Source organism: Nocardioides aurantiacus (assembly GCF_003752505.1).
Taxonomy (GTDB): domain Bacteria; phylum Actinomycetota; class Actinomycetes; order Propionibacteriales; family Nocardioidaceae; genus Marmoricola; species Marmoricola aurantiacus.
In genome coordinates this window covers 3,298,328-3,318,700 of sequence record NZ_RKHO01000001.1, presented here as the reverse complement: position 1 = coordinate 3,318,700, position 20,373 = coordinate 3,298,328, and the positions used below count along the sequence as shown (strand labels likewise).

At 73.7% G+C, this 20,373-nt stretch carries 23 protein-coding genes; 13 read left to right on the top strand and 10 right to left on the bottom strand.

Annotation, left to right across the window (positions count from 1 at the left end; genetic code table 11):
• Positions 1–44: 44 nt before the first annotated feature.
• Positions 45–275: a mycoredoxin gene (locus EDD33_RS16130; protein ID WP_056542024.1), complete on the bottom strand. Its 231-nt coding sequence runs from the start codon at positions 273–275 to the stop codon at positions 45–47.
• A 125-nt stretch (positions 276–400) separates the two neighbouring features.
• On the opposite strand from EDD33_RS16130, the gene EDD33_RS16125 reads away from it, so the two are divergent.
• The 5 genes from EDD33_RS16125 to EDD33_RS20140 all read left to right on the top strand — a co-directional run bounded on the left by EDD33_RS16125 (position 401) and on the right by EDD33_RS20140 (position 3,864).
• The gene (locus EDD33_RS16125) at positions 401–2,497 is read left to right on the top strand and encodes an ATP-dependent DNA helicase UvrD2 (RefSeq protein WP_123392013.1); all 2,097 of its coding nucleotides are present in this window, start codon (positions 401–403) and stop codon (positions 2,495–2,497) included.
• Positions 2,498–2,669: 172 nt separating this feature from the next.
• The gene (locus EDD33_RS16120) at positions 2,670–2,876 is read left to right on the top strand and encodes a hypothetical protein (protein ID WP_123392012.1); all 207 of its coding nucleotides are present in this window, start codon (positions 2,670–2,672) and stop codon (positions 2,874–2,876) included.
• A 141-nt stretch (positions 2,877–3,017) separates the two neighbouring features.
• A complete protein-coding gene (locus EDD33_RS16115; RefSeq protein ID WP_123393555.1) occupies positions 3,018–3,296 on the top strand; it encodes a WhiB family transcriptional regulator in 279 nt (92 codons plus the stop codon).
• An 84-nt stretch (positions 3,297–3,380) separates the two neighbouring features.
• Positions 3,381–3,587: a hypothetical protein gene (locus EDD33_RS16110; protein ID WP_123392011.1), complete on the top strand. Its 207-nt coding sequence runs from the start codon at positions 3,381–3,383 to the stop codon at positions 3,585–3,587.
• 115 nt (positions 3,588–3,702) lie between these two features.
• Positions 3,703–3,864, top strand: coding sequence for a hypothetical protein (locus EDD33_RS20140; protein ID WP_170169851.1), 162 nt, complete (start codon positions 3,703–3,705; stop codon positions 3,862–3,864).
• Between the two features lie 9 nt (positions 3,865–3,873).
• Here EDD33_RS20140 and EDD33_RS16105 read toward each other — a convergent pair whose 3' ends face one another.
• From EDD33_RS16105 to EDD33_RS20135, 3 genes are all read right to left on the bottom strand, one after another.
• Entirely contained in the window at positions 3,874–5,205 is a 1,332-nt protein-coding gene (locus tag EDD33_RS16105) for an ABC1 kinase family protein (RefSeq protein WP_123392008.1), read from the bottom strand.
• Positions 5,206–5,239: 34 nt separating this feature from the next.
• Positions 5,240–6,112: a hypothetical protein gene (locus tag EDD33_RS16100; protein WP_123392007.1), complete on the bottom strand. Its 873-nt coding sequence runs from the start codon at positions 6,110–6,112 to the stop codon at positions 5,240–5,242.
• A gap of 130 nt (positions 6,113–6,242) precedes the next feature.
• The gene (locus EDD33_RS20135) at positions 6,243–6,401 is read right to left on the bottom strand and encodes a DUF5679 domain-containing protein (protein WP_011754982.1); all 159 of its coding nucleotides are present in this window, start codon (positions 6,399–6,401) and stop codon (positions 6,243–6,245) included.
• A gap of 126 nt (positions 6,402–6,527) precedes the next feature.
• Between EDD33_RS20135 and EDD33_RS16095 the strand changes: the two genes are divergently transcribed.
• The gene (locus EDD33_RS16095) at positions 6,528–7,337 is read left to right on the top strand and encodes an enoyl-CoA hydratase/isomerase family protein (RefSeq protein ID WP_123392005.1); all 810 of its coding nucleotides are present in this window, start codon (positions 6,528–6,530) and stop codon (positions 7,335–7,337) included.
• Between the two features lie 40 nt (positions 7,338–7,377).
• Here the strand turns inward: EDD33_RS16095 and EDD33_RS16090 are convergent, their stop codons facing one another.
• From EDD33_RS16090 to kaiC, 4 genes are read right to left on the bottom strand one after another with little or no spacing between them, the layout of a single operon-like run.
• Positions 7,378–7,770, bottom strand: a complete 393-nt coding sequence (locus tag EDD33_RS16090; RefSeq protein WP_123392003.1) for a response regulator transcription factor — start codon at positions 7,768–7,770, stop codon at positions 7,378–7,380.
• Positions 7,767–8,531, bottom strand: coding sequence for a PAS domain-containing protein (locus EDD33_RS16085; RefSeq protein WP_123392001.1), 765 nt, complete (start codon positions 8,529–8,531; stop codon positions 7,767–7,769). The genes EDD33_RS16090 and EDD33_RS16085 overlap by 4 nt, the downstream gene beginning before the upstream one ends.
• On the bottom strand, positions 8,528–8,869 hold the full coding sequence (locus tag EDD33_RS16080; RefSeq protein ID WP_123391999.1) for a circadian clock KaiB family protein: 342 nt from the start codon (positions 8,867–8,869) through the stop codon (positions 8,528–8,530). The genes EDD33_RS16085 and EDD33_RS16080 overlap by 4 nt, the downstream gene beginning before the upstream one ends.
• On the bottom strand, positions 8,866–10,584 hold the full coding sequence (gene kaiC / locus EDD33_RS16075) for a circadian clock protein KaiC (RefSeq protein ID WP_123391997.1): 1,719 nt from the start codon (positions 10,582–10,584) through the stop codon (positions 8,866–8,868). Before kaiC ends, EDD33_RS16080 begins: the two co-directional genes overlap by 4 nt.
• A 404-nt stretch (positions 10,585–10,988) precedes the next feature.
• On the opposite strand from kaiC, the gene EDD33_RS16070 reads away from it, so the two are divergent.
• Together EDD33_RS16070 and EDD33_RS16065 are read left to right on the top strand one after the other, a co-directional pair.
• Positions 10,989–12,035 carry a PHP domain-containing protein gene (locus EDD33_RS16070; protein ID WP_123393553.1) on the top strand — a complete coding sequence of 349 codons (1,047 nt, stop codon included), beginning with the start codon at positions 10,989–10,991 and terminating at the stop codon, positions 12,033–12,035.
• Entirely contained in the window at positions 12,032–12,568 is a 537-nt protein-coding gene (locus tag EDD33_RS16065) for a M48 metallopeptidase family protein (protein ID WP_246003553.1), read from the top strand. Before EDD33_RS16070 ends, EDD33_RS16065 begins: the two co-directional genes overlap by 4 nt.
• Here EDD33_RS16065 and EDD33_RS16060 read toward each other — a convergent pair.
• Both EDD33_RS16060 and EDD33_RS16055 read right to left on the bottom strand, forming a co-directional pair.
• Positions 12,565–13,134 carry an NUDIX hydrolase gene (locus EDD33_RS16060; RefSeq protein ID WP_123391996.1) on the bottom strand — a complete coding sequence of 190 codons (570 nt, stop codon included), beginning with the start codon at positions 13,132–13,134 and terminating at the stop codon, positions 12,565–12,567. The two genes, EDD33_RS16065 and EDD33_RS16060, sit on opposite strands and share 4 nt — an antisense overlap.
• On the bottom strand, positions 13,131–14,501 hold the full coding sequence (locus EDD33_RS16055) for a zinc-dependent metalloprotease (protein ID WP_123391995.1): 1,371 nt from the start codon (positions 14,499–14,501) through the stop codon (positions 13,131–13,133). The genes EDD33_RS16060 and EDD33_RS16055 overlap by 4 nt, the downstream gene beginning before the upstream one ends.
• A gap of 94 nt (positions 14,502–14,595) precedes the next feature.
• Between EDD33_RS16055 and EDD33_RS16050 the strand changes: the two genes are divergently transcribed.
• The 5 genes from EDD33_RS16050 to EDD33_RS16030 all read left to right on the top strand — a co-directional run bounded on the left by EDD33_RS16050 (position 14,596) and on the right by EDD33_RS16030 (position 20,198).
• Positions 14,596–15,069, top strand: coding sequence for a molybdenum cofactor biosynthesis protein MoaE (locus EDD33_RS16050; RefSeq protein ID WP_246003552.1), 474 nt, complete (start codon positions 14,596–14,598; stop codon positions 15,067–15,069).
• A gap of 70 nt (positions 15,070–15,139) precedes the next feature.
• Entirely contained in the window at positions 15,140–15,421 is a 282-nt protein-coding gene (locus tag EDD33_RS16045; RefSeq protein ID WP_123391993.1) for a hypothetical protein, read from the top strand.
• A gap of 72 nt (positions 15,422–15,493) precedes the next feature.
• Positions 15,494–16,609: a YlbL family protein gene (locus tag EDD33_RS16040; protein ID WP_123391992.1), complete on the top strand. Its 1,116-nt coding sequence runs from the start codon at positions 15,494–15,496 to the stop codon at positions 16,607–16,609.
• Positions 16,606–17,214: a PPA1309 family protein gene (locus tag EDD33_RS16035; RefSeq protein ID WP_211332572.1), complete on the top strand. Its 609-nt coding sequence runs from the start codon at positions 16,606–16,608 to the stop codon at positions 17,212–17,214. The genes EDD33_RS16040 and EDD33_RS16035 overlap by 4 nt, the downstream gene beginning before the upstream one ends.
• Positions 17,214–20,198, top strand: a complete 2,985-nt coding sequence (locus EDD33_RS16030) for a UPF0182 family membrane protein (protein ID WP_123391990.1) — start codon at positions 17,214–17,216, stop codon at positions 20,196–20,198. Before EDD33_RS16035 ends, EDD33_RS16030 begins: the two co-directional genes overlap by 1 nt.
• Positions 20,199–20,373: the final 175 nt, after the last annotated feature.

The following is a 20,373-nucleotide window of genomic DNA, read 5'->3' as shown; positions in this document are numbered from 1 at the left end:
GCCCGTGGTGAGTCCCGTGGTGAGCGGACCGTGCGCCTCGCGGATCACGCCAGCGCGGCGATCTTCTCCTTGACCTGCTTCAGCGAGGGGTTGGTCTGGGCCGAGCCGTCGCTGTAGACGAGCGTCGGCACGGTCTGGTTGCCGCGGTTGACCTGCATCACGATCTCGGCCGAGGCGGGGTCCTGCTCGATGTCGACCACGTCGTAGGCGATCCCCTCGCGGTCGAGCTGGCTGCGCAGCCGGTGGCAGTAGCCGCACCACGGGGTGCTGTACATCGTGAAGGCGGCGCCCCCACGGGTGCTCGGGGTGGTGGGGCCGGACTGGTGGTCGGTCACGGGCTGTCCTCTCTCGCATCTAGGCTCTGACCCCTGGCCAACGCACCGCAGAGGGAGTTCATTTCGTGCCGTCGTCCGATGACCTGCTGGCGGCGCTCGACCCCGAGCAGCGCGAGGTCGCCAGCGCCCTGCGCGGGCCGGTGCGCGTGCTCGCGGGCGCAGGCACGGGCAAGACCCGCGCGATCACCCACCGCATCGCCTACGGCGTCGCGACGGGCGTCTACAACCCCACCGAGGTCCTCGCCGTCACCTTCACCACCCGGGCGGCGGGCGAGATGCGGGCGCGGCTGCGCACGATGGGGGCCGGCCTCACCCAGGCCCGCACCTTCCACTCCGCGGCGCTGCGCCAGGTGCGGTGGTTCTGGCCCAAGGTCTACGGCGGGGAGCCCCCGCAGCTGATGGAGTCCAAGATCCCGGTGCTGGCGGCCGCGGCCCGGCGCAACCGGGTCGAGACCTCCCAGGCGCTGCTGCGCGACCTGGCCAGCGAGGTCGAGTGGTCCAAGGTCAGCAACGTGCGGCCCGACGACTACGAGCGGCTGGCGGTCTCCCGCGGACGCGAGGTCACCGGCGCCGACGCCGCCACCGTGGCCCGGGTCTTCGCCACCTACGAGGAGGCCAAGCGCGAGCAGGGCCGGATGGACATGGAGGACGTGCTGCTGTGCGCGGCGGCGCTGCTCAGCGACGACGAGCGCGTGGCCGCCGAGGTGCGTCGCCAGTACAAGTGGTTCGTGGTCGACGAGTTCCAGGACGTCAGCCCCATCCAGAGCGCGCTGCTCGACCTGTGGCTCGGCGGCCGCGACGAGCTCTGCGTCGTGGGCGACCCGGCGCAGACCATCTACTCCTTCGCCGGCGCGCAGCCGGCCTTCCTGTCCGACTTCACCACCAAGTTCCCCGGCGCGACGAGCGTCGAGCTGGTCCGCAACTACCGCTCCACACCGCAGGTGATCGCCGCGGCCAACGGGGTGCTCGCGGGCGGCACCACCCGCAGCGTGACGCTGCGCTCCCAGTCCTCGGGCGGTCCCGAGGTGACCTGGCGCGAGGCGAGCGACGAGGTCGCCGAGGCCGAGGCAGTGGCGACCCGGGTGGCCGCGCTGCGCGACCGCGGCGTGCCGCTGCGCGAGATGGCGGTGCTGTTCCGCATCAACGCCCAGTCCGAGGCCTTCGAGGAGGCCCTCACCGCGCACGGGCTGCCCTACGTCCTGCGCGGCGCCGCCCGCTTCTTCGAGCGCCAGGAGGTGCGGCAGGCCGTCGCGCTGCTGCGCGGCGACGTCCGCGCGGCCGAGCGGGCCGCCGACGCCGGCGAGCTGACCACCCCGGCCGGTGACCTGCTCGAGCAGGTCACCGGCGTGCTGGGCGGCATGGGCTGGTCCACCCGGGCGCCGGCCGCCCGCGGCCAGGCCCGCGACCGGTGGGAGTCGCTGCAGGCGCTGCACTCGCAGGCCGAGGCGTTCGTCGCCGCGGCCGGCGAGGAGCAGCCGGCCACGCTGGGGGCCTTCGTGGCCGACCTGGACCGCCGCGCCCACGAGCAGCACGCCCCCGTCGCCGAGGGCGTCACGCTGGCCACCCTCCACGCCGCCAAGGGCCTGGAGTGGGACGCCGTGTTCCTCGTCGGCATGCAGGACGGCTCGATGCCGATCGTCCACGCCGACACCCCGGCCGGGGTCGAGGAGGAGCGCCGGCTGCTCTACGTCGGCGTCACCCGCGCCCGCACGCACCTGTGGGTCTCCTGGTCGCTGGCCCGCAACCCCGGCGGGCAGGCCCGGCGCAAGCCCTCACGGTTCCTCGACGGGCTGCGGCCCACGTCGGCGACCGATCGCGCCACGGGGACTGCCGTCGGCCGGCCGGCCCGGCGTACCTCCCGCAGGGCCGCGACCTGCCAGCAGTGCCAGCGCCCGCTGGCGAGCTCCCGCGAGCGCAACCGGGGCTACTGCGCCGACTGCCCGGTGCCCTACGACGAGGAGCTCTACGAGTCGCTCCGCAGCTGGCGCAAGGCGCAGGCCGACGCCCAGAGCGTGCCCGCCTTCGTGGTCCTCTCCGACGCCACCCTGGAGGCGCTGGCCGAGGTCAGGCCGACCACCCACACCGGGCTGCAGGGCATCAACGGCATCGGTCGCGCCAAGCTGGAGAAGTACGCCGACGAGCTGCTCGCCCTGCTCGCCTGAGTCCCGTCGCCCGGCCCGCACCCGGCGGTCTCCCGGCCGTCGCAGGGCCCTCGTGACACGGTCGGCGTTAAATGCGTTGCGTCCTCGCGCAGGGGGCCACTACCGTGCTGTGCACCACGTCCCCGGGCCCGGCCGACCGCCGCTGCCCCCCAGCCACCGAAGGAGGTGCGAGATGAAGTTCTGGAACCACACCCCCGCGACCGCTCTGCGTCACGGTCCCGTCTCGCCCGTCCTGCTCGGTGCCGGGGGAGAGGTCCGTCCGCAGACGGGCCGTCGCCGCGTCGACACCCTCGCCCAGGACGTGACCTCCCCGGTCGCCGCCATGGGCGGCTTCGACGCCGACCCGGGTCTCCGCACCTCCAGTCCACCGACCACCTGAGCCTTCGGCTCAGACACGTCGGCAGCCTCGAGGCCGCGGAACCCCACCGGGATTCCGCGGCCTTCGTGCTTCCCGGGCACGAGGAGCAGGTCGCGGAGCCACTCGCTTCGACCCGACTTCGTTCACGAGGAGGTGACCGAGATGAACACCAGTGCTGTCGACCGACCACGGACCGACGAGGCGGGACTGCCCTGCCACAGCAAGGACCCCGAGCTCTACTTCGCCGAGTCCCCGGCCGACGTGGAGCTGGCCAAGGAGCTGTGCCGGGCGTGCCCGGTGCGGGCCGCCTGCCTCGACGGGGCGCTGGAGCGCCGCGAGCCCTGGGGCGTGTGGGGCGGCGAGCTCTTCGCCCAGGGCCGGGTGATCCCCCGCAAGCGACCCCGCGGGCGTCCCCGCAAGGACGCCGTCGTGGCCGCCTGATCCCCCGTCCCCAGGAGCACTCCGTGACCGACCCCCGCACCACCACCCCCACCGTCCGCACCACCACCAGCAAGGAGCACGTCGATGAGCCTGACCTCGATCGACCTCGCCCTCGAGCGGCACGAGGAGCGCCGCACCGAGGCCGAGCACGCCCGCCGGGCGGGCCGGGTCGCAGCCGCGGCTCGGCTGCAGCGCCGGGCGACCCGCCTGGCCCTCCGGGCCGAGCGGGCCACCGTCCGGGCCGAGCGCGTCGCAGCGCGGGCCCGGGTCGCGGTCGCCCGCGTCATCTGAGCCCACCCACCCCGCACCACGCCAGCACCACCGGGAGCCACGGGCCCCGGGGAGGACGCCCTCCCCGGGGCTCGTCGCCGTTCCCGGGGGAGCCGGGCGGGTCTAGCGTGGGCGCATGGTCACGTGCGCGTGCTGCGGTCGGGCAGTCGAGGGGGAGACGCCGCCGCTCACCTGGACCACGGCCGTCGAGCGCGGCCGGCAGCGGTGGTTCTGCGACACCTGCTCGCGTGAGCACCTCCGGTCGATGGAGGGCAAGCTCGACTCCGAGTGGTGGTAGCCGCCCGGCTCAGCCGGCGAAGCCGGGCAGCGTCTCCTCGAGCACGCGACGGAACGGCACCCGCGCCTCGAGCTGGCTCAGCACGCCGATGCCGCCCGCGAAGGCCCGGTGGATCAACATGTACGACGGAGGCAGGTTGAGCCGCAGCATCGTGCTGTAGGCGTCGCTCCGGGGGTCCTGGACCCGCTGGAACTGCTCCTGCATCCAGGCCCGGGAGAAGTGGAAGGTCTCCACGCTCGCGGGCTCCAGGAAGGGCCCGAGGTAGGCCTTCAGCGCTTCCGGGTCGAGCCGGATCTTGTCGCGGATGAAGCCCTCGGCGCGCAGCTGCTCGACGAGCTGGTCGTAGTCCTCCAGCATCGCGATCCGGATCAGCGTGCCCATCGAGGTGGGCAGGCTGCGCTCGGGCAGTCGCGCCACGGCGCCGTAGTCGAGGACGCCGAGCCGATCGGGCCCGCCGTCGGGGTCGAGGACCTGGCGGAAGTTGCCGGGGTGCGGGTCGGCGTGCAGCATGCCGGTACGGCCGGGCGCCTCGAACATGAAGCGCAGGAACAGCTCGCCGAGGTGGTCGCGCTCCTCCTGGGTGCCCTCGCGGATCACCCGGGCCAGCGAGCCGTGGCTGTCCATCCACTCGGTCACGAGCACGGTGCCGGCGTCGGCCACGACGTCGGGCACCACGAAGGCCTCGTCGGCGGCGAAGGCCGCCGCGAAGCCGCGCTGGGCCTCGGCCTCGAGCTGGTAGTCGAGCTCCTCCACCGCGCGGGCCTGCACCTCCGCGATCAACGCCTTGACGTCCAGGCCGGGCACCAGCGGGCCCAGGCCGCGGGCGACGCGGGAGAGCTGGCGCAGGTCGGAGGTCAGCGCCTCGGCGGAGCCGGGGTACTGCACCTTGACCGCGACGTCGCGGCCGTCGGCCCACCGGCCGCGGTGGACCTGCCCGATGGAGGCAGCGGCGGCGGGCATCGGGTCGAGCTCGACGAGGTGCTGCTTCCAGTCGCTGCCGAGCTCGCGGGCGAGAATCTCGCGGACCGTCATGGTGGGCATCGGCGGCGCGGAGTCCTGGAGCTTGGTCAGCTGCTCGCGGTAGGGGCCGGCGAGCTCGTCGGGCAGTGCCGCCTCGAAGACCGACAGCGCCTGGCCGAACTTCATCGCCCCGCCCTTGAGCTCGCCCAGGGTGCGGAACAGCTGCTCGGCGGTCCGCTGCTGGACCTCCGAGAGGACGCTCTCGGCGGACGCCCCGCCCATGCGGCGACCGAAGCCGAGCGCGGTGCGGCCGGCGTACCCCAGGGGGAGGGCCGCCAGGCGTGCCGTGCGTCGCACGGCCCGCCGCGGGATCTCGCTCATCGCGGCGCCTGCGTGCGGGTGCTCCGGCCGGACCTCATACCCCCATCGTGCCCCACGCGTGGTCGTCGGGCGCCCAGCTGCAGCCGCAGCGCGGGTGGCGTGCCCACGCCTGCACCACCGGCTCGTCGGCGGTCCCGGTCCAGCGGCGGGTGCGGGACCAGCCGGGCGGCTCCTCGCCCCGGACGTACGCCGCCACCTCGCGCACCGCGGCGGCCGTCACGAGCGCGACCAGGGCCGGGTCGGCGAGGTCGGGGACGCCGTCCTCGCGCGGTCGGGCGCCTGCCTCGACGTAGCGGGTGGTGACCGCGTGGTGGTCGGGGTCCGTCACGGCACGGTGCGCGTCGACGCAGCGCAGGCAGCAGGTCAGCCCGGGGGCGACGAAGGGGCCGAGCAGCGCCTCGCCGTCGACGAGCCGCAGCAGCAGGTGCGGGGTGCCGGCCCGCACGAGCGGGTCGAGCCGGTCGCGGTCGCACTCACCGCGGGAGCGCACCAGCACCGCGTCGGCGCCCTCGGTCCAGGGGGTGACCGCCACCCCGGCGCCCTCGAGCAGCCGCACCGTGCTCACCGGGTCGTCGGGGTCGCCCGCCAGGTCGTCGAGCAGCGCCACGGCCGCCGCGGGTGCGGCGTCGGGACGCACCTGCAGACAGCCCCGCTCGAGCAGGGCGTGGACCACCCGGCGGGCGGCGGGCGACGTGGGCAGCGGCGCGTCGGCACGCAGGGCGTGCAGCACCTCGGCGGACGCAGGGTCGCGGGGCAGCAGCACCCGGCGGTCGGGCTCGAGGCCGACCTGCAGCAGGTCGGTGCCACGCCGCACCACGCGCAGCCCGGGCGCGAGCCGGGCGCGGCCGTCGGCGGCGTACGGGTCGGGGTGCAGGCCGGGGAGCGGAAAGGGTGACGTGGCTGGCACGCCGTGACCGTAGGGCGCCCGGGACGGAGCGCGCTGCGGTCGTCCACAGGTCCGGACGTGCCAGGACGGCGGGACCCGTGGGGTCCCGCCGTCCTGGGCGCTCGCGCCGCGGGGCGGCGTACGGCTCGGGTCAGGCCTTGCCGAGGATGCGGTTGAGGTTGGTGCCGCAGACGGGGCAGACGGCCTTGGCCATCCGGGTGCCCTTGTCGTTCACCTTCACCTCGCCCTCCGCCTCGCGCTTCTCCTTGCACTTCACGCAGTAGAACTCGCCGCTCCAGGTCTCGGCCATGAGGGACTCCTCGCATCGTGTGACCAGCTCGTGGCGGCGGTGCACGCAGCGCCGCCGGGGTCCGGTAGCCCGGACCTCGCTCGACCCTAGTCCACGCCCGCCCCGCCGGGCGGTAGCCTCCGCCGCATGCCAGACACGGACAGCCTCGACCTGACCCACCTGCGACTCGAGCGCCCCTCCGACGGCGTGGTCCGTCTGGTGCTGGACAACCCCGAGCAGCGCAACGCCATGTCGGCGCCGATGACGGAGTCGTGGACGAGCGCGGTCGCGCAGGTCCGGGAGGACCCCACGGTCCGCGTGGTCGTCGTGACCGGGGAGGGGTCGGCCTTCTGCTCCGGCGGGGACACCAGCTGGATCGCCAGCGAGCCCGACGCGGGCGTCGACCGGCTGCGCACGCGGATGATGGCCTTCTACCGGGCCTGGCTCTCGATCCGCTCGCTCGAGGTGCCGACCATCGCGGCCGTCAACGGTGCGGCGATCGGGGCCGGGCTGTGCCTGGCGCTGGCCTGCGACCTGCGGTACGCCGCCGCGGGCGCCAAGCTCGGCGCCCCGTTCGTCAAGCTCGGCATGAACCCCGGCATGGCGGCCACCTTCCTGCTGCCCGACGTCGTCGGCCGGGCCGTGGCCCGCGACCTGCTGCTGACGGGCCGCATCGTGACCGCCGAGGAGGGCCTCGGCCTCGGGCTGGTCTCCCGCGTGCTGCCCGGCGAGGAGCTTTCGGCACAGGTCGAGGAGATCGCGGCGGGGATCGCGGCCACCGCCCCGATCGCGAGCCGCTACACGACGCTGGCACTGCGCGGCGAGGGGCACCCCGACCTGGAGTCCTGCCTGCAGTGGGAGGCGCTCGCACAGCCGGTCACCCTGGCCACGGCCGACCTCCAGGAGGGCATCCGCGCAGCGCGCGAGAAGCGACCCGCGGAGTTCCGCGGGGTCTGAGGGGACCTGGCGTGGGCCGGCGTGGGCCGGGGCGAGCGGGTCAGGCCCCCCGCGGGCTGCCCTCGAGGATCTTCTCCAGGCGGGGGATGAGGCTCTTGACCAGGTCGGACTTCTCCAGGTAGCCGTGCGCCCCGGCGTCCAGCGCCCCGCGGCCGGCGGTCTCGAACGGGTAGCCCGAGAGCATCACGACCGTGGCACCGGGCGCGGCCTGCCGGATCAGCGGCAGCGCCTCCATGCCGTCCATCACCGGCATCGCGATGTCGAGCAGCACGAGGTCGGGCTGGTTGGCGCGGGCCTCGTCGACGGCCTCACGTCCCTCCGTCGCCGTGGCCACGACGCGCCACCCGTGGGGGTGGCGACGGATCACCATGCTGATGAGGTCGCGCAGGTCGTCGGAGTCGTCGACGACCATCACGTTGAGTCCGGTCGTCATGGGTTCTCCGAGCCGCTCCGAGCGGGCCCGGTGCGTACGGCGGTTCCCGGTTCCACCGACTCACCCCCGGCCAGCTCTCCGATCCAGTGGCGGGCGTGGCCGGAGGTCCGGGCCACGATGCTGCGGGCGAAGTCGGTCTGGCCGAGGTCGAGCGCCATCTCGGCGGCCACCAGCCCCTGCACGATGGTGTCGTTGACCTCGGCGGCCACGAGGGTCCGCTCGGCGCGGGCGGAGTCGACGGCGACCTGGTGCTCGACCAGCTTCTGCATGGTGAGGTCGGTGAAGACCAGGCAGCGCACCAGCACGCCGTCGACGTCGAGGTCGGTCGCCGCGACCAGGCACGGCAGCTCGCCCTCGGTGGTGGGCAGCGTCAGCTCCGCGCGCCGGGTCGGCTGCTCGGAGGAGGTGAGCAGCGTGGTCAGGGTGGGGAGCTGGTCGACCGAGACGTAGTCGGCGATGTCGCGTCCGGGCATCGACTGGGCGTCGACGCCGAGGAACGAGGCGACCTGCGGGTTGGCGTACAGGACCACGCCGTGCTCGGAGACCGTCATCGCGCCCTCGCCCATGTTCTCCACGATCACGCGGTAGGGCCGGTCGGCGCTGGTCAGCGAGAAGACCTGCTCGTCCGCACCCTCGCCGAGGACGACGGCGTCGATGCCGCTGCCGCCGCCGATGGCGTTGAGGGTGCGCTGCAGCGTGGAGATCTGCTCCTGCAGCTGGGCCAGGAAGACGGTGTCGTCGTCGTCCCGGGCCGTGCTCACGCGCCACCGCTCTCGGGTGCGCGCAGCTGCAGGCCCACCAGCACCTTGTCGGTGTCGGAGAGGTCCCCAATGATCTTGCGGATCGGGTCGGGCAGCTTGCGCACCAAGGTCGGCACGGCCACGATCTCGTCGCCGCGGGCCAGCGCGGGGTTGACCAGGAGGTCGATGACCTCCACGCGGTAGCGGCCCGCGAGGTGCTCGTCGCAGACGCGGCGGAGGTTCTCCACCGCCCGGACCGAGCGCGGTGACTGTCCGGCCACGTAGAGCCGCAGGTCGTAGAGCTCGCGTCCCTGCCCGGTCGCACCCGCGGTGTCGTCGTCCTCCCAGGTCTCCGTCACGACCCCGCCCCTGACCGGACGTCCTGGGCTCCTCGTCGCTGTGCCATCGACGTTCGTGCCTCCTCGTCCACCTCGTGCGCGGCTGCTTCCTCCGCGACCAACCTCTCGAACTCTTCGCGGTCGGAGTCCAGCTCCGCCCGCAGGGAGGCGATCTGTGCCTCCAGCGCGGCCGAGCGCTGGTCCAGGGACCGACGACGGCGGACCCGCTCGTCCTCGCGTGCGGCGGCCATGGCCTGCTCGCGCAGCGACTGCTCGACCCGCGCGGAGCCCGTCAGGACGCCCTCGGGTCCGACGTAGACCTCGACCAGGTGAGGTCCGTCGCCGCTGAGGACGAACTCGCGCACCTGGTTGGAGTGCGACGTGCCGCGGCTCTTGATCACGAACATCAGCCGGTTGCGCTCGCCGTTGGTCTCGTGGTTGCGCAGCAGCAGCCAGGTGTCGACGAGCGAGGAGACCTCCACCTCGCTGTTCTCGGCCTCGGTGGTGCGCGTCAGCGTCGTCATCACCGAGGTCACGCCGCGGCTCTTGAGCAGGTCGAGGTCGCGGGCCAGGACCTGCGAGGCGTCGTGGCCCGAACCGCTCCGCCCCAGGCTGACCACGGCGTCGAGCACGACCAGCCGCGGCTGGTGCTCGTCGACCAGCCGGTGCAGCTGGGCGAGGTGCTCCTCCAGCCCGAACGCGGTGGCACGCACCGAGTGCAGCTGGAGCAGCCCGGCCTCGGTCCAGCGCTCGAGGTCGATCCCGATCGAACGCATGTTGCGGGTCAGCTGGGCGGGCGACTCCTCGAAGGAGACGAACAGCACCGACTCGCCGCGGGCGCACGAGGCGGCCGCCATGGTCGCGCCGATGCTGGTCTTGCCGGTGCCGGCGGAGCCGCTGATCATCATCGCCGAGCCGCGGTAGATGCCGCCGCTCAGCATCTCGTCGAGCTCGGCGATCCCGGTGGTGATCCGCTCGTCCGAGGCCTCGTAGGTGAGGCCCATCGAGGTGATCGGGACCGCGACGATGCCCGTGGCGGTGATCAGGAAGGGGTACTCGTTGGTGCCGTGGAGCGAGCCGCGGTACTTCGTGACGCGCATCCGTCGCGTCGACAGGCCGTCCTCGACACGGTGGTCCAGGACCACGACGCAGTCGGAGACGAACTCCTCGATCCCGATGCGGGTCAGCTGGTCCTCGCCGCCGCCGCGCTCGCCGGTGATCACGACGGTGAGGTCGCGCTCCTTGAGCCAGCGGAACAGCCGGTTGAGCTCGCTGCGGACCACGGCCACGTTGGGCAGCGCGGCGAAGAGCACCTCGATGGTGTCGAGCACCACGCGCCGGGCGCCGACGGAGGCCACCGCCAGCTCGAGGCGGATGAACAGCCCCTCGAGGTCGAACTGGCCGGCCTCGATGAAGTCGGCCGGGTCGAGCCGGAAGGAGTCGATCGCGATCTTGCCCTCGGCCTCGAGCGCCGGGAGGTCGAAGCCCATCGACGCGACGTTGGTGGCGATGTCGGGGGCGGCCTCCTCGAAGGCCAGCAGCACCCCGGGCTCGTCGTGCTCGATGGCCCCGCGCACCAGGAACTCCAGCCCGAAGAGCGTCTTGCCCGCGCCCGCCGAGCCGGCGACGAGGGTCGGACGGCCGCGGGGGAGGCCCCCGTTGGTGATCTCGTCGAACCCGGTGATGCCGGTCGGCGCCTTGCGCAGACCGGTCACACCACTCCCGGACGTGGTCACGTGTCACTTCCTTCACTGATTGCGCGACGGTGCTCCACGCGGCAGTCTCCCTTGTCCGTGCACGCGCCGTGGGGGTTTGCGCCAGAAGTCGCACGTCGGCGGGGGAAACGTCGTCGGGGCCCCCGTCGGGTCGTCCGCGCTTGCCTTCCCCTTGCGAACGCGGAGACCGACGAGGGCCCCTTCTGCCCGACACGTTAGGGCCGGGGACGCCGACGGGTCAATGGAGTCGGCGCGACGGGCGGCGCCCGGTGGTCCGACGGGCCCCGGTGCGGTTGTGCACCGCTGTGGACAGACCTGTGGACAACGTCGTCGACGTGTGGACGAGGCTGCGGGCCCTGTGGACCTCGCCGAGCCCGGACCGTGCCCGTCCGGGCACTGTCGGCGGCGCGGGCCACAATGGCCCGGTGGCGACGAGCGAGACGACCGAGGCACCCCCCGGGCCGGTGCAGGCGCTGCGGCGGATCGCCTTCCTGCTGGAGCGGAGCCGGGCGGAGACCTACAAGGTCAAGGCCTTCCGTGCCGCGGCGGCGACCATCCTGCCGCTGGGCGAGGAGGTGGTCACCCGGGTGGAGGCCGGCACGCTGCGCGAGCTCCCCGGCATCGGGGCGTCGACCGCCGAGGTGATCGAGGCGGCGGTGCAGGGTCGGGTGCCCCGGCGCCTGGCGCAGCTGGAGCAGGAGGTCGGCGGCCCCCTCGTCGAGGGCGGCGAGCAGGTCCGCGCGGCGCTGCGCGGCGACCTGCACTCCCACAGCGACTGGTCCGACGGCGGCTCGCCGATCGAGGAGATGGCGTTCACCGCCATGGAGCTCGGCCACGACTACCTCGTGCTGACCGACCACTCGCCGCGGCTCACCGTCGCCAACGGCCTCTCCGCGGCGCGGCTCGCGCGCCAGCTGGAGGTCGTCGACGCCGTCAACGAGCACCTCGACGGCGGGTTCCGGCTGCTGCGCGGCATCGAGGTCGACATCCTCGACGACGGCTCCCTCGACCAGACCGAGGAGATGCTGGCCCGGCTCGACGTGCGCGTCGCCTCGGTGCACTCCAAGCTGAAGATGGACCGCGACGCGATGACCCGACGGATGGTCGCCGCGGTGCACGACCCGTGGACCAACGTCCTGGGCCACTGCACCGGTCGGCTGGTGACCGGCAACCGCGGCACCCGAGCCCAGTCGGAGTTCGACGCCGAGGCGGTCTTCGCCGCCTGCGCGGAGACCGGCACGGCCGTGGAGATCAACAGCCGGCCCGAGCGGCGCGACCCGCCGACGCGCCTGCTCCAGCAGGCCATCGACGCGGGCTGCCTGTTCTCGATCGACAGCGACGCCCACGCGCCGGGCCAGCTGGACTTCCAGGTCTACGGCTGCGCCCGCGCCGAGGAGCTCGGCCTCGACCCCGAGCGCATCGTCAACACCTGGACCACCGAGCGGCTCCTGGACTGGGCGCGGCCGGCGTGAGCGCCGAGCAGTCCCACCCGCCGGTGGAGGTACGCCGCTCCCGGCGGCGCACCCGCACCGTCTCGGCCTACCGCCGCGACGGCCGGGTCGTGGTGCTGATCCCCGACCGCTTCTCCCGCGCCGAGGAGCAGGAGTGGGTCACCAAGATGCTCGGCCGCCTGGAGCGCTCCGAGCGCCGCACCCGTCGCAGCGACGACCAGCTGATGGAGCGCGCCCGGCAGCTGTGCGCCGCCCACCTCCCGCCGGGCACGGCCCCCACCTCGGTCCGCTGGGTCGGCACCATGACGACGCGGTGGGCCTCCTGCACGACCGGCACCGGCGAGATCCGGATGTCCGACCGGCTGCAGGCGATGCCGGCCTGGGTCGTGGACTACGTGCTGCTCCACGAGCTGGCGCACCTCGTCGAGCCCCACCACGGCCCGAGCTTCTGGGCCCTGGTGGACGTGCTGCCGCGGGCCGAGCGGGCCAAGGGGTTCCTGGCCGGCGTCGCCCACGCCGACGCGTCGGGCCCGAGCGAGGTCGACGACGCCTAGCAGGCCGGTCCCGCCCGGTCGGCCGAGCGGGCCCGGTCCCGGGCGAGGCCGATCATCTCGACCATGTCGGCGTCCTGCGTCGGCAGCGCGTCGACCGGCCACCACCGGACGTCGAGCGACTCGTCGCTGACCACCGGCTCGACCCCGGCCGCGGCCCTGGCCAGGAACCGCACGTCGAGGTGGTCGACGGGCCCCCGGGGATCGCAGAACTCGACGCGGTGCCGCGACAGGTGCAGCGGCTCGGCGTCGACGGCGAGGTCGGGCAGACCGGACTCCTCGGTCGCCTCGCGGCGCGCGCCTTCCTGGAGGGTCGCGTCGCCGTCCTCGAGGTGGCCGCCGAAGTGGAACCAGCGACGCGCCTTGCGGTGCAGGTTGAGCAGCACGTGGTCGCCGTCGTCGCTGAGCACGAGCGCGCCGGCGGTGAGGTGGGCGGGGAAGCAGGCGCGGCGCACGCCGTCGGGACGGGCGTCGAGGTGGGCGACGTACGACGTGCGCAGCCGTTCCTGGTCGGCGCCGGGCGCCGTCCAGCCGGCCAGCGCCGCCCGCGCGGTGTCGTGCAGGGTCACGCGCCGGGGCGCGGGTCCGCGTCGCCGGGGCCGTCGGTGGTGTCCGGGCCCTCGGGGCCCTCGGGGCCCGCGTCGCTGCCGGCGTCGAGCAGCTTGCCGAGCTCGCGGTCGAAGTCCTCGTCGCTGAGCTCGGGCACCTCGGGGAGGTCCTCGCGGAAGCCCAGCGGGTCGTCGAGGTCGGCGGCGGTGGGCAGCAGGTCGGGGTGCGCCCAGACGGCGTCGCGCTCCTCGGTGCCGTGCTTGGAGCGCAGTGCCCCCCACAGCGTGGAGGCGTCGCGCAGCCGGCGGGGCCGCAGCTCCAGGCCCACGAGCGCGGCGAAGGTCTCCTCGGCGGGACCGCCCGCGGCGCGACGACGACGGAACGCCTCGTGCATCTTGGCCGCGGCGGGCATCCGCTCGGCGGTGGCCTGGCCGACGACCTCGTCGACCCAGCCCTCCACCAGCGCCAGCGTGGTCTCGAGCCGCTCGAGGGCGGCCGCCTGCTGCGGCGTCTGCTTGGGCTCGAACAGACCGCCCTGCAGCGCCTCCTGCATCGCCTCGAGGTTGGTCGGGTCCAGCCCGCCCATGGCCTGCTCGATGCCGGAGACGTCGATGGTCACGCCGCGGCCGAAGTCCTCGACCGAGGAGATCAGGTGGGCGCGCAGCCACGGGACGTGGGCGAACAGGCGCTGGTGGGCCGCCTCGCGCAGGGCGAGGTAGAGGGTGACGTCCTCGACGCCCACGTCGAGGCCCTCGGCGAACGCCGCGATGTTGTGGGGGACCAGCGCGGCCTTGCCGGCCGGGCCCAGCGGGAGGCCGATGTCGCTGGCGGTGAGGACCTCGCCGGCCAGGCCGCCCAGGGCGGCACCGACCTGGCTGCCGAACATCGCCCCGCCGGCCTTGCCGAGCATGCCGATGAGCGGTCCGGCCATGGCGCGGGCCTCCTCGGGCATCGCCTTGCCCATCGCGCCCACGACGTGCTCGGCGACCGGCTCGACCAGGACGCGCCACACCTCGGTGGTCTGCTCGATCCACTCCGCGCGGCTCCAGGCGGCGCTGGTGGTCACCCCCGACGGCAGCACGGTCGCGCTGTCGAGCCAGTGGTCGGCCAGCCGGATGGCGTCGGCGACGCGGGTCTGCTCGGCGCGACCCGGCGTCGGGTCGGGCTCCTGGGCGGTGGTGCGGCGGGCGATGTCGGTCGCCAGGCTCCAGTTCACCGGCCCGTCGTACGGCTGCATCATGGCCTGCATCTGCCCCATCAGCGCCGACAGGTCGGGCATCCCGGCGCCGCCCGTGCCCCCGGCGCCGCCACCGAGCGCCTGGAAGATCTGCTCGAAGGGGGTGCCCTTGAAGGGGTTGTCGTCGGGTCCGCCGGGGTTGCTGCTCATGGGCCCAAAATACCGCTGTTCCCTGAGCGGTCCCTGTGCACCGCCGGTGCGCGGGCGGGGTGGCGCCGGGCAGGCCCGGCGCTACGCTGCCGCGGTGACCTCCGAGACCCCCGCCGGCCCGGCAGACGCAGCCGCAGACGCAGCCGACGCCGTGATCCGGCTGCTCGACCTGCGCGAGGAGGCGCTCGACGCCGCCGAGGTCCTGGCGGCGGTCGACGACCCCTCGGCCGGGGGCGTCAACCTCTTCGTCGGGGTGGTGCGCGACCACGACGGCGGCGAGTCGGTGGACCACCTCGACTACTCCGCCCACCCGACCGCGCTGGCCCGGCTCCGCGAGGTCGCCGAGGGCGTGGTCCGCGACTTCGAGGTCACGGCGGTCGCCGCGGTGCACCGCACCGGGACGCTGCACGTCGGCGACACCGCGGTGCTCGTCGCCGCCTCGGCCGCGCACCGCGGCCAGGCCTACGACGCCTCGCGCGCCCTCATCGACCGGCTCAAGGCCGAGGTGCCGGTGTGGAAGCACCAGGTGTTCGCCGACGGGCACGACGAGTGGGTCGGCACCCCCTGACCGCCGCGGTTCCGGGCGGTCGCGCGTGTCGTGGCCGCGACGGGGCGTCCGCGCGGGCCACCATGGGCCCGTGGAGATCCTGCTCTGGTGGCTGCCGCCCGTCGTCGTGACCGCGGGCGCGATGGTGTGGGTCGGCTGGGCCGGTCGCGCCCGCTCCACCGAGCCCGACCGCTCCGACGCGGCGCAGGAGCGCTTCCGGGCGGCGATCGAGCGCGACCTCCCCGCCGCGGCCCGACAGGTGCACGCCGTCCGGCCGGTCCGGGAGCGCAGCACCGGCATCGCCGTACGCCCCTCGCAGCGTCCGGTGCCGACCGCTCGCGACCGCGCCGACGAGACCCGCCGCTCGGCCTGAGGCCCGCGGCGCAGCACGCAGACCCCGGACCTGCTCCCGGGGCGTGTTGCCGCAGGGTGAGAAGGTGACGCCATGACGAGCGCCCCCGAGCACCCGCCTGCGGGGGAGGGGGCGCCGGCGCGCACCGACCGTCGACGCACGTGGGCCAGCCTGCTGGCGCTGCTCCTGGTGCTGGTGACCGGGTTCCTCGCGCTGCGCGAGCCGGTGCCCTACGCGACCTTCTCGCCCGGGCCCACGGTCAACGTGCTGAGCGAGTTCGACGGCAAGCCGATCATCGAGGTCGAGGACCGCAGGACCTACTCCGACGAGGGCGGTCTCCGCCTGGTCACCGTCATCCCCAGCGCGCCGGGGGAGAAGGTCAACCTGGTGCAGCTGGTCCGGTCCTGGATGGACCCCGACGTCTCGGTCCTGCCGTACGACGCGGTCTACGGCAGCGAGGAGACCAGCAAGACCGTGCGCCAGCAGTCCGCCGCGCAGATGACCTCCTCGCAGGAGAACGCCGTCGCGGCCGCGCTGACCGCCCTGGGCATTGACTTCGACGAGGGTGTCGGGGTGGCGAGCGTCGACCCCGAGGGGCCGGCCCAGGGGCGGCTCGAGGCCGGCGACCAGCTGCTGCGGGTGCAGGGACGCCGGATCACCGACGTCGAGTCGGTCACCAGGGCGGTGCGCGCGCTGCCGGTGGGCACCCGCGTGCGCATCGAGGTACGCCGCGACGGCCGCACCGTCACCGAGGGCCTGCGCACGGTCGGCGCCACCGACGACCCGCAGGCCAGCGCGGTGCGCATCGGCGTGGCGGTGTGCTGCTACGACTTCCCCTTCGACGTCGACCTCAACATCAGCCAGAACATCGGCGGCCCGTCGGGCGGGATGATGTTCGCGCTGGGGATCTACGACGTGCTCACCCCGGGCTCGCTCACCGGCGGCAAGGTCATCGCCGGGACCGGCGAGATCGACCCCGAGGGCCGCGTCGGGGAGATCGGCGGGATCCAGCAGAAGCTGGTCGGGGCCCAGGACGACGGCGCCCGGCTGTTCCTCGTCCCCGCCGGCAACTGCGCCGAGGCGCTCGGCGGCAACTACGACCCCGACAGGATGCGACTGGTGAAGGTGGAGACCCTGAAGGACGCGCTCGCCGACGTGAAGGCCTGGGTCGAGGACCCCGCCGCCGACCTCCCGCGGTGCACCCGATGAGCGCCGACGAGCGCCTCGCCGAGGTCGTCCGCGAGGTCGAGCTGCACGCCTCGCGCGCCGGGTGGGACCAGCCGGCGCAGCTCTTCGCCCTGGTCGACACCGACGAGCTCGCCCAGCGCGAGCCCCAGCTGGCCGCCCTGCTCGGCGCCGACGACGGTGCCGCGCCCGGCTCGCTGACCCCGGTCGAGCAGGAGACCTCGGGCGGCAGCCTCGAGGAGCTGCTGCCCCGCATCGTCTGGCCGCCCGAGGTGGCGGGCTGCGCGGTGGTCCTGGAGGCCACCACGCTGCCTCCCGAGGCCGGCGCCCTGCCCGAGGACCCGACCGCGGCCGAGGACCTCGCCACCCGCGCCAGCAGCGACCCCGACCGCGAGGAGGCCCGCGTCGTCGCCGGCGTGCTGCGCTCGGGGGCCGCGTGGTGCGCGGTGCGCCAGCGCGGGCACGACGAGGACGACCTCGTGCTGACCGGGCCGGACCTTGTGCCCGGCCTCCTACAGTTGCTGCACACCACGCTCGAGCCCGCCCCGGACGACGCCCTGGACGAGGAGTCCGACGACGAGTCCGACCCCAGCCCCGCCCCCACCTCCGACGGAGACCCCCACCCCTGATGAGTGACTTCTTCGCCGCCCAGCCCGCCGGTGCCCCCGGTGGGGACGGATCCGGGGGCGCACCGCCGCCCCGGGGACCCGCCAGAGGATCGCGCCGCCCCCGGCCGCTGCTCATGGCGATCATCGTGGTCGGCGCCGTCGTCCTCGGCTTCTCGCTGTTCTCGGGCATCTGGACCGACCGCCTGTGGTTCACCAGCCTCGGCTACGGCGCCGTCTTCAGCACCCTGATCTGGACCCGCGTCGGCCTGTTCCTGGCCTTCGGCGGCCTGATGGCGGTCGTGGTCGGCCTCAACCTGTGGCTGGCCTACCGGATGCGCCCGATGTTCCGGCCGCACTCGCCCGAGCAGGCCAACCTGGAGCGCTACCGCGAGGTCGTCACCCCGATGCGCCGGCTGCTGCTCGTCGTGGTCTCGCTCGTGTTCGGCGTCTTCGCCGGCATGTCGGCGACCGGTCGCTGGCGCACCTTCCTGCTGTGGCGCAACGGCGAGGAGTTCGGTCGCAACGACCCCTACTTCCGTCGCGACATCGGCTTCTTCGTCTTCGACCTGCCCTGGCTGCACTTCCTCGTCGACTTCTCGATGACGGTCGTGTTCACCGCCCTGGCCCTGGCCGCGGTCGTGCACTACCTCTACGGCGGCATCCGGCTGCAGTCGGCCAGCGACCGGTTCTCCGGCGCGGCCGTGGGGCAGCTCTCGGCGCTGTTCGGCACCTTCCTGCTGCTCAAGGGCGTCGACTACTGGCTGGACCGCTTCGACCTGACCTCGCAGAACGGCGGTCTGGTCACCGGCATGACCTACACCCGCGACAACGCGGTGCTGCCCGGCAAGACCATCCTGATCTTCATCGCGGTGATCTGCGCGCTGCTGTTCTTCGCCAACATCGTGCGCCGCACCTGGCTGCTGCCGGGCGTGGGCCTCGCGCTGTTCGCCATCTCGGCGGTGCTCCTCGGTGGGGTGTGGCCCGGGCTGATGCAGCGGTTCCAGGTCAAGCCCAACGAGGCCGACCGCGAGTCGACGTACATCGGGGCCAACATCCAGGCCACCCGCAACGCCTTCGGGATCGCCGACAGCCGTTCCACGTCGTACGCCGCCTCGACCGAGCTCTCGCAGTCCGAGCTGGCCGACAGCGCCGCCACCACCGAGGGCGTGCGGCTCGTCGACCCGCAGCTGGTCTCCGACACCTTCGAGCAGCTGCAGCAGGTGCGCGGCTACTACAGCGTGCCCGACGTCCTCGACGTCGACCGCTACGACATCGACGGCACCACGCGCGACGTGGTGGTCGCCGCCCGCGAGATGAACCTCGCCGGCATCCCGGAGAGCCAGAAGAACTGGTCCAACGAGAAGACCGTCTACACCCACGGCTACGGCCTGATCGGCGCCTTCGGCAACCAGCGCAACGCCGAGGACGAGCCCGCGGCGACCGGCGGCGAGCCGGTCTGGGCCGAGGAGAACCTCCCGCCCAACGGGGCGATCAGCGAGTCGCAGCCCGACGGCCAGTACCGCGCCCAGATCTACTTCGGCGAGCAGAGCCCGACGTACTCCATCGTGGGCAAGCGCTCCGGCGGCAACGACGTCGAGCTCGACGTCCCGACCAGCGACGGCGACTCCCCGAGCGGCTCCACGTCCACGACGTACGCCGGCAAGGACGGTGTCTCGGTCGGCAACGTGTTCAACAAGCTGCTCTACGCCACCAAGTTCGGCGACGCCAACATCCTGCTCTCGGGCCGCGTCAACGAGAACAGCAAGATCCTCTACGACCGGTCGCCCCGCGAGCGGGTGCAGAAGGTCGCCCCCTGGTTGACCGTCGACCGCGACGCGCTCCCGGCCGTCGTCGACGGCAAGATGGTGTGGCTGCTCGACGGCTACACCACGAGCGACAAGTTCCCGCAGGCGCAGAAGCGATCGCTGGAGGAGATGACCTCCGACGCGATCAACCCGCGCTCGGCGTACGCCACGCTGCCGACCGACCAGGTCAACTACATGCGCAACGCGGTCAAGGCGACCGTGGACGCCTACGACGGCACCGTGACGCTCTACGAGTGGGACGACCAGGACCCCGTCCTGAAGACCTGGGAGAAGGCCTTCCCGGGCGTCGTGAAGCCCAAGTCGGACATCCCCGACGAGGTGCTCGACCACATGCGCTACCCCGAGGACCTGTTCAAGGTGCAGCGCGAGATGCTCGCCCGCTACCACGTGCTCGAGCCCCGCACCTTCTACGAGGGCAGCGACGAGTGGGTCGTCCCGACCGACCCGGTGGACTCCCGCTCCTCGCGCAAGCAGCCGGCCTACCGCCTCTCCGTGGCGGCCCCCGGCGCCGACGACCCGGTGTTCTCGCTGACCTCGACCTACGTGCCGCGCAACCGCCAGAACCTCGCGTCGTTCATGGCGGTCGGTGCGGACGCCTCGGACCCCGAGACCTACGGGAAGTTCCAGATCCTGCGGCTGCCCGGCACCCAGGTCCCGGGTCCGCAGCAGATCGCCAACAACTTCAGCAACGACACCAAGGTGGCGGCAGCGCTGCGGCCGTTCATCCAGGCCGACGCCAACGTGCAGTACGGCAACCTGCTGACGCTCCCGGTCGGTGGCGGCCTGCTCTACGTGCAGCCGCTCTACACCGAGCGGACCGGCGGCGACGGCACCTACCCGCTGCTGCGGTTCGTGGTCGCCTCGTTCGGCGAGGAGGTCGGCATCGGCGCCACGCTGTCCGAGGCCCTCGAGAACGTCATCGAGAGCGGCGGCGGCGACGCCGGCAGCGACACCCCCGCGCCGACGCCCGACGAGGGCAGCGGGTCCGGCGAGGAGAGCGGTGGCGGTGGCGGCACCGGCGAGCAACTCCCGCAGGACGCGCTCGAGCTGCTCCAGCAGGCCGACGCCAAGTTCGCCGAGGCCGACCGGGCCCTCGCCGACGGCGACCTCCAGGGCTACGCCAGCGCCGTCGACGAGGCCAAGGCCCTCGTCGAGCGGGCGTTGAGCTCGCAGGGGTAGGGGCTGGGCAGTTTCACCGGCCAGCCGGTGAAACTGCCCGCAGGATCGGGACGAACCGGGCGCTGATGGGCAGTTTCGGTCAGGTCACCGCCCGACTTGTCCGTACGCCGCTCGCTCGCCCGACCGGCGCGTCGACGACCGCCCACCGGGCGGATCGGCCGTCCGTGGGCCGGGC

Bases quoted from the DNA above. Each gene is read 5' to 3' on its own strand.
- EDD33_RS16130 (WP_056542024.1), bottom strand. From the start codon at position 275: ATGTACAGCACCCCGTGGTGCGGCTACTGCCACCGGCTGCGCAGCCAG.
- EDD33_RS16120 (WP_123392012.1), top strand. From the start codon at position 2,670: ATGAAGTTCTGGAACCACACCCCCGCGACCGCTCTGCGTCACGGTCCC.
- EDD33_RS16115 (WP_123393555.1), top strand. From the start codon at position 3,018: ATGAACACCAGTGCTGTCGACCGACCACGGACCGACGAGGCGGGACTG.
- EDD33_RS16110 (WP_123392011.1), top strand. From the start codon at position 3,381: ATGAGCCTGACCTCGATCGACCTCGCCCTCGAGCGGCACGAGGAGCGC.
- EDD33_RS20140 (WP_170169851.1), top strand. From the start codon at position 3,703: ATGGTCACGTGCGCGTGCTGCGGTCGGGCAGTCGAGGGGGAGACGCCG.
- EDD33_RS16105 (WP_123392008.1), bottom strand. From the start codon at position 5,205: ATGAGCGAGATCCCGCGGCGGGCCGTGCGACGCACGGCACGCCTGGCG.
- EDD33_RS20135 (WP_011754982.1), bottom strand. From the start codon at position 6,401: ATGGCCGAGACCTGGAGCGGCGAGTTCTACTGCGTGAAGTGCAAGGAG.
- EDD33_RS16095 (WP_123392005.1), top strand. From the start codon at position 6,528: ATGCCAGACACGGACAGCCTCGACCTGACCCACCTGCGACTCGAGCGC.
- EDD33_RS16090 (WP_123392003.1), bottom strand. From the start codon at position 7,770: ATGACGACCGGACTCAACGTGATGGTCGTCGACGACTCCGACGACCTG.
- EDD33_RS16055 (WP_123391995.1), bottom strand. From the start codon at position 14,501: ATGAGCAGCAACCCCGGCGGACCCGACGACAACCCCTTCAAGGGCACC.
- EDD33_RS16040 (WP_123391992.1), top strand. From the start codon at position 15,494: ATGACGAGCGCCCCCGAGCACCCGCCTGCGGGGGAGGGGGCGCCGGCG.
- EDD33_RS16035 (WP_211332572.1), top strand. From the start codon at position 16,606: ATGAGCGCCGACGAGCGCCTCGCCGAGGTCGTCCGCGAGGTCGAGCTG.
- EDD33_RS16030 (WP_123391990.1), top strand. From the start codon at position 17,214: ATGAGTGACTTCTTCGCCGCCCAGCCCGCCGGTGCCCCCGGTGGGGAC.